5 protein-coding genes are annotated in these 7,049 nt (G+C 60.7%); all 5 read right to left on the reverse strand.

What is annotated here, in order from left to right; genetic code table 11:
- Positions 1 to 114: 114 nt before the first annotated feature.
- The 5 genes from ACRESD_RS25180 to ACRESD_RS25200 all read right to left on the reverse strand — a co-directional run bounded on the left by ACRESD_RS25180 (position 115) and on the right by ACRESD_RS25200 (position 6,892).
- A complete protein-coding gene (locus ACRESD_RS25180; RefSeq protein WP_431753383.1) occupies positions 115 to 825 on the reverse strand; it encodes a PqiC family protein in 711 nt (236 codons plus the stop codon).
- 176 nt (positions 826 to 1,001) lie between these two features.
- Positions 1,002 to 3,266: a DNA topoisomerase IV subunit A gene (gene parC / locus ACRESD_RS25185; RefSeq protein WP_431753384.1), complete on the reverse strand. Its 2,265-nt coding sequence runs from the start codon at positions 3,264 to 3,266 to the stop codon at positions 1,002 to 1,004.
- 73 nt (positions 3,267 to 3,339) lie between these two features.
- Positions 3,340 to 4,335 (reverse strand): esterase-like activity of phytase family protein, encoded by a 996-nt coding sequence (locus ACRESD_RS25190; RefSeq protein WP_431753385.1) that lies wholly within the window; start codon positions 4,333 to 4,335, stop codon positions 3,340 to 3,342.
- Complete coding sequence (gene parE, locus ACRESD_RS25195; RefSeq protein WP_431753386.1) at positions 4,335 to 6,239, reverse strand: DNA topoisomerase IV subunit B; 1,905 nt, start codon at positions 6,237 to 6,239, stop codon at positions 4,335 to 4,337. The genes ACRESD_RS25190 and parE overlap by 1 nt, the downstream gene beginning before the upstream one ends.
- 44 nt (positions 6,240 to 6,283) lie before the next feature.
- A complete protein-coding gene (locus ACRESD_RS25200; RefSeq protein ID WP_431753387.1) occupies positions 6,284 to 6,892 on the reverse strand; it encodes a YqiA/YcfP family alpha/beta fold hydrolase in 609 nt (202 codons plus the stop codon).
- Positions 6,893 to 7,049: the final 157 nt, after the last annotated feature.

The raw sequence follows: 7,049 nt of genomic DNA on the forward strand, positions 1-7,049 counted from the left end.
GGGAGGGGGCTTGCCCCCGATGGCGGAGTGTCAGTCAATGCATGTATCGACTGATCTACCGCTATCGGGGGCAAGCCCCCTCCCACATTTTGTTTTGTTTGCCTGCGATTCAGCTTAGAAGCGGAACACTTCCATATCCGTACGAATCGGCGTAGCCATCGGCATCTTCGGCTTTTCCGGCGCTGCTGGTTTGGCCTGTGCCGGGGCACTCTGCTTGCGCGGGGCCTCGGCGACTGCTGGCTGATTGGCCAGCGGCTTGATCGCCACTGACAGTTGCTGTGCCAAATGCTGCAACAACACGCCCTGGGCCTGGACCTGGGACGCGGTAGTGCCGGTGTGTTCTTCTTGCAGGTGCACGATGCGGTTATCGCGCACCTGGCCGCGGCGGTCGATCAAGCGCCATTGCGCATCGAGGATCGCCGGCTGCGAAATCCCGGAGTCGAGTCGGGTAATCGTCAGCAAGACCTGAACATCCGGGGTAAAGCCGGTGGGTGCGGGTGCCAGGACCACACGCTGGCTGTCCAGTTGACCCGCTACCTGGCGCAACATCAGTTGGTTGATATCGGCCGACAGACTGCCCGCCCAACGCCCATCCGTTGAACCTTGCAGGCTGCCATCGCTCTGACGTTGTAGCAGCGTTTCGCGTTGCAGGTAATCGGCAACGATTACCGGACCCAGCAATACGGCCATGCCAGCCGTTTGGGCTGGCTGAGCCGGACTTCCGCTGTCCAGCTGGTACAGCGACACCGGTTGGTGTGTGCTGCAACCCGCCAACCCCAAAAGGCCAGCGAGCATCAAAAATAGAGGAAGGCGTGGAGCAGTCATCATCCCATCCAGGTGGCTGCCACAAGGCAAACCACAATGTAATACTAAAAATAACCTAAACACGCTCGGCCACGCCGGCGCTGGAAAGGCCATATCATCCGTGAATATGCGCCATGACTCCAGCGCCAAAGCGTCGATCTACGGGTTAAATCGTAGATCGAGCGCGTTAGTACGCCTTAAACAGGCGCTTCCACCAACAAAGCATCCACTCGTTGGAACCCTCTCGGCAGTTTGTTACCCCGCCGACCGCGCTCACCCTTGTAGTGTTCAAGATCGTCAGGGCGCAGCGACAGCGTGCGCTTGCCGGCCTGAAGCACCAGCGTGGCGCCCTCCGGGATCACGGCGATGTCGGTCACGTACTCTTCGCGACTGGCCACGCGCTCACCGGGAATCCCGATGATCTTGTTGCCCTTACCCTTACCCAACTGCGGCAGGTCGCTGATCTTGAATACCAACAAACGGCCTTCAGTGGTCACCGAGGCCAGCCAGTTGCTCTCACGATCATCCACCGGGCGCGGCAGGATCACCTTGGCGTTGTTCGGCAGGCTCAACAGTGCCTTGCCCGCCTTGTTCTTGGCCTGCAGGTCTTCACCCTTGACCACGAAACCGTAACCGGCGTCGGAAGCGATCACGTACAGCGAATCGTCGTCCGGCAGCAGAACACACTCGAAATTCGCCCCAGGCGGCGGCGTGAGACGCCCCGTCAGTGGCTCGCCCTGCCCTCGCGCCGAAGGCAAAGTATGGGCCGGCACCGAATAACTGCGCCCGGTGGAGTCAATGAACACCGCAAACTGGTTGGAACGCCCAGCCGCGGCGGTCTTGAAACCATCACCTGCTTTATAGGAAAGGCCGGTGGCATCGATATCATGCCCTTTGGCAGAGCGAACCCAACCCTTTTCCGACAGAACGACGGTAATTTTCTCGTTTGGCAGCAGCTCGGTTTCTGTCAGGGCTTTCGCTTCAGCACGCTCAACAATCGGCGACCGACGGTCATCACCATAGGTTTCCGCATCTTTGATCAGTTCGCTACGCACCAACTTCTTGAGCTTGGCTTCGCTACCCAGCAGGGCTTGCAGCTTGGCTTGTTCCTTGAGCAGCGCGTCTTGTTCGTCGCGCAGCTTCATTTCTTCCAGCCGCGCCAACTGGCGCAAGCGGGTGTCGAGAATGTAGTCCGCCTGGATCTCGCTCAGTTCGAAGCGCGCAATCAGCTCCGCCTTCGGGTGTTCGGCGGTGCGGATGATGTGGATCACTTCGTCCAGATTGAGATAGGCAATCAGCAAACCGTCCAACAGGTGCAGGCGGCGCTCAACCTTGTCCAGGCGGAATTGCAGGCGGCGACGCACGGTCTGCACGCGGAATTCCAGCCACTCCACCAGCAGGTTGCGCAGATTCTTCAGCTGCGGCTTGCCGTCCAGGCCGATGATGTTGACGTTGACCCGATAGCTGGATTCAAGATCCGTGCTGGCAAACAGATGCTGCATCAGCACTTCATGGTCGACCCGGCTGTTGGTCGGGATGATCACGATGCGGCATGGGTTTTCGTGATCGGACTCATCACGCAGGTCAGCAACCTGCGGCAGTTTCGACGGTTTGGCCTGCATCAGAGCTGCAATCTGTTCCAGCACCTTGGCACCGGACACCTGGTGCGGCAGCGCAGTGACGATGATGTCGCCATCTTCGACGTGGTACACGGCACGCATGCGCACCGAGCCTTTGCCGGTTTCGTACATCTTCAGCAAGTCGGCACGAGGCGTGATGATTTCCGCTTCGGTCGGGTAGTCCGGGCCCTGGATATGCTCGCAGAGCTGTTCGACCGTGGCTTTTGGCTCATCCAGCAAACGCACGCACGCCGTGGCGACTTCACGCAGGTTGTGAGGCGGCACGTCGGTAGCCATACCGACCGCGATACCGGTGGTGCCATTGAGCAGGATGTTCGGCAAACGTGCCGGCAACACCAAGGGTTCGTCGAGAGTACCGTCGAAGTTCGGGCCCCAATCGGCCGTGCCCTGCCCCAGTTCGCTCAGCAGTACTTCCGAGTAACGCGACAGGCGCGCTTCGGTGTACCGCATGGCCGCGAAGGACTTGGGATCATCCGGCGCACCCCAGTTACCTTGGCCGTCCACCAACGTGTAGCGGTAACTGAACGGCTGCGCCATCAACACCATGGCTTCGTAGCAGGCCGAATCACCGTGGGGGTGGAACTTGCCGAGCACGTCACCGACGGTACGCGCCGACTTCTTGTGCTTGGAATCGGCGTCCAGGCCCAGCTCACTCATGGCGTAGATGATGCGCCGTTGCACGGGCTTCAGGCCATCGCCGATATGCGGCAAGGCACGGTCCATGATCACGTACATGGAGTAGTTGAGGTAGGCATTTTCGGTGAAGTCAGCCAGCGACCGGCGTTCTACGCCATCTAAGCTGTCTGCAAGGATGTCACTCATGCGGGCCTCATCATGGTTAGGTAAGGCGCAGCGGAACTGCCGCCGCGCTGAGTCAATTCAAAAAAGGTGGGGGTCATGGCTGGGCGCTCCAGCCACCGGCCGGGGCGGCGAAACGATAGACCATCGGACGTTTTTCACCATCGGCGCTCGGGCCGAAATTGTTGTCGATACCCACCCAGGCACCCTCGGCATCCATCACCAGGGCTTCAGCCAGACCATAGGGCTGGGCATAACGCCGATTGGGCGTCAGGGCTTCGTCGGCAAACGACCAGCACAGCTCAACCTTGGCCGTGACGGTATCGCGCCGACAGATCTGAAACGCATTGCGCTCCAGCGTAAACAGCTTGCCGTTGTACAGCGCCAGGTCAGCAAAGTCCTTGGACACGACCTTGGCATTCTTGAACTGCGCCGGCTGCACTTCCTGGCCCGCCTCGCTCAGCAGCACGCACGGGCCGTCGCAATCCCACACGCTCTGCCCGCGCTTGATGGAGATCAAGCCGCGTCGCTCGCGTTCAGCGGCCAGCCAGATCTGATTGCCCTGCGGATTCACCGCCAGGCCCTCAAACAAAGCATTGAAGTGCAGCAACATGCCACTGGCCCGGGCTTCACGCACCATTCCTGGGGAGATTTTCAACCATTCAGCCGCGCCAGTAACCGGCACCTGCAGCACGGCTGCGTGGGCTTCGCTGACGATGTAACGATTACCCGCGGCATCGCAGGTGATGCCTTCAAAATCCAGGTCGCCACCGCGAATGAAGGACGCGGCCTTGGTGCGCGAACGCAACCCCCAGGGCAAACCGGACTCGGGCACCGGCGGCACGTCGATCCTCACGGTTTCGGCCTTCCAGATCGGCGCACTGATGTCCAGGCGATAGATCTGGTCGTCATCACGGTCCGAAACCGTCCACAGGTCCTTGCCACACAAGGCCAGGCCCGACAGGTTTCCGCCACGCATGCCGTCCACAGGGTGTTCGGAGACCAGTTTCAACTCCGTCACGGGCGCGGCAACCACCTGGGTGGTCGCCAGCCCGCTCAACATCAGGATCGCCAGGGCGAAACCTGTACGCATCAACCCAGAACCTCGGCCAGGTTGCCTTTGGATTCCAGCCAGGACTTACGGTCACCGGCGCGCTTCTTGGCCAGCAACATGTCCATCATTTCGCTGGTGGCCGCGAAGTCATCCAAGGTCAACTGCACCAGACGCCGAGTGTTCGGGTCCATGGTGGTTTCGCGCAGTTGCGGCGGGTTCATTTCACCCAGCCCCTTGAATCGCGTGACTTGTGGCTTGCCGCGTTTTTTCTCGGCCACCAGCCGGTCGAGGATGCCATCGCGCTCGGCCTCGTCCAGGGCGTAGTAAATCTCCTTGCCCAGGTCGATCCGATACAGCGGCGGCATGGCCACGTAAACGTGGCCGGCATCCACCAACGGGCGGAAGTGCTGGACGAACAGCGCACACAGCAAAGTGGCGATGTGCAGGCCGTCGGAGTCAGCGTCGGCGAGGATGCAGATCTTGCCGTAGCGCAGCTGGCTCATGTCCTCTGCGCCTGGGTCCACGCCAATGGCCACGGCGATGTTGTGCACCTCCTGGCTGGCCAGGACTTCGCTGCCGTCGACCTCCCAAGTGTTGAGGATCTTACCGCGCAACGGCAGGATCGCCTGGAATTCCTTGTCCCGCGCTTGCTTGGCGGAACCACCGGCGGAGTCACCTTCCACCAGGAACAGCTCGGAACGCATCGGGTCCTGCCCCGCACAATCGGCCAGCTTGCCGGGCAACGCCGGGCCTTGGGTGATGCGCTTACGTTCGACTTTCTTGCTGGCCTTCAAGCGACGGCCAGCGTTGTTGATCGCCAGTTCAGCCAGGGCCAGGCCCAGCTCCGGGTGCTCGTTGAGCCACAGGCTGAAGGCGTCCTTGACCACACCGGAGACAAATGCTGCCGCTTCGCGGGACGACAAACGCTCCTTGGTCTGGCCGGAGAATTGCGGTTCCTGCATCTTCATCGACAGCACGAACGCAATGCGCTCCCACACGTCTTCCGGCGCCAGCTTCACACCGCGTGGCAACAGGCTGCGGTATTCGCAGAATTCACGCATGGCATCCAGCAAACCCTGGCGCAAACCGTTGACGTGGGTACCGCCCTGAGCCGTAGGGATCAGGTTGACGTAGCTTTCCTGAACGCTGTCGCCGCCTTCGGGCAACCACAGCAGCGCCCAGTCGACCGCTTCTTTATTACCGGCCAGGCTGCCGCAGAACGGTTCGTTGGGCAGGCGCTCGAAGTCGCTGACGGAGTCTTCCAGGTAGGAACGCAGGCCGTCTTCGTAGTGCCACTCGACCTTTTCACCGGTGCCTTTGTCTTCAAAGGTGACCAGCAGGCCCGGGCACAACACGGCCTTGGCCTTGAGCACGTGCTTGAGGCGGCTGATGGAGAATTTCGGCGAATCGAAGTATTTCGGGTCCGGCGCGAAGTACACGCTGGTGCCGGTGTTGCGCTTGCCGACGGTGCCGATCACTTCCAGGTCAGTGGCTTTGTAGCCATCGGCGAAGGTCATCTGGTACTCGTTGCCGTCGCGCTTGACCTTGACCCGCACCAGCGTGGACAGGGCGTTGACCACGGAAATACCCACGCCGTGCAAGCCACCGGAAAACTGGTAGTTCTTGTTGGAGAACTTGCCACCCGCATGGAGCTTGGTGAGGATCAGCTCGACGCCCGGCACGCCCTCTTCCGGGTGGATGTCCACCGGCATGCCGCGACCATCGTCGGACACTTCCAGGGAGTGGTCAGCGTGAAGAATGACATGCACCGACTTGGCGTGCCCGGCCAAGGCTTCGTCGACGCTGTTGTCGATGACTTCCTGGGCAAGGTGGTTCGGCCGACTGGTGTCGGTGTACATGCCGGGGCGTTTGCGCACCGGGTCGAGGCCCGAGAGGACTTCGATGGCGTCGGCGTTATAAGAGCTAGCGCTGGGAGTGGCCATGGGGTCTCGTCGTGAGTCGTTCGATTAAAAAGTGACCTGCGACTTTACAGTGCTGCAAAGTCGAAGGATTGATACTGATCTGCGCCAATGCCGGCAAAGCTCAACATCGCCGGCAATTGCTGGGCGAACCCTTGGTAACCATGGTCGCCACCGGCCTGGATGCGCAAGGCACAGGCCCGGTAATACTGTTGGGCGAGGCGATAATCCAGGGTTTCGTCCCCGGTCTGCAACCACACCTGATAACGCCCGGCGTCCTGGGGCGCCGGGACTTCCAGCTCGGCCAGGGCCGTGACGTGATCGTGGGTCAACTCCCAAGTCTCATCGGTATAGAAGTTCTTCTGGGTGCCCAGGTAACCGTCGAACATCCGATGGGGACTGACCGCCGGGTTGACCAGCAGTGCCTTGAGGCCATGGCGTTCGGCAAGATGGGTTGCATAGTAGCCGCCGAGTGAGCTGCCGACCAGCAGTGGGCGGCCCAACTGTGCAATGGCTTCTTCCAATTGAGGAATCGCCTTACGCGGGTGGTGATGCAGGGCCGGCACACGCAGTTGGTCGGCCAGGCCGAGACTGTCCATCACAGCGATCAACTGACTGGCCTTGTTGGACGTCGGCGCGCTGTTGAATCCGTGGATATACAAGATCGAAGCGGACATGCCGGGCTCTCCGTGCTTCAGCCAAAGAGGCGCAGTTTACAGGGATAGAGGCCTTGTGTGATGACCTCAATCCACAGGACATTGAAGAACCCATGTGGGAGCGGGCTTGCTCGCGAATTCGGTGGATCAGCCAACACATCTGTCGCCTGTCATACCG

Origin of the sequence: Pseudomonas sp., assembly GCF_050739995.1 — a bacterium.
GTDB lineage: Bacteria > Pseudomonadota > Gammaproteobacteria > Pseudomonadales > Pseudomonadaceae > Aquipseudomonas.

Bases quoted from the DNA above. Each gene is read 5' to 3' on its own strand.
- parC (WP_431753384.1), bottom strand. From the start codon at position 3,266: ATGAGTGACATCCTTGCAGACAGCTTAGATGGCGTAGAACGCCGGTCG.
- ACRESD_RS25190 (WP_431753385.1), bottom strand. From the start codon at position 4,335: ATGCGTACAGGTTTCGCCCTGGCGATCCTGATGTTGAGCGGGCTGGCG.
- parE (WP_431753386.1), bottom strand. From the start codon at position 6,239: ATGGCCACTCCCAGCGCTAGCTCTTATAACGCCGACGCCATCGAAGTC.
- ACRESD_RS25180 (WP_431753383.1), bottom strand. From the start codon at position 825: ATGACTGCTCCACGCCTTCCTCTATTTTTGATGCTCGCTGGCCTTTTG.
- ACRESD_RS25200 (WP_431753387.1), bottom strand. From the start codon at position 6,892: ATGTCCGCTTCGATCTTGTATATCCACGGATTCAACAGCGCGCCGACG.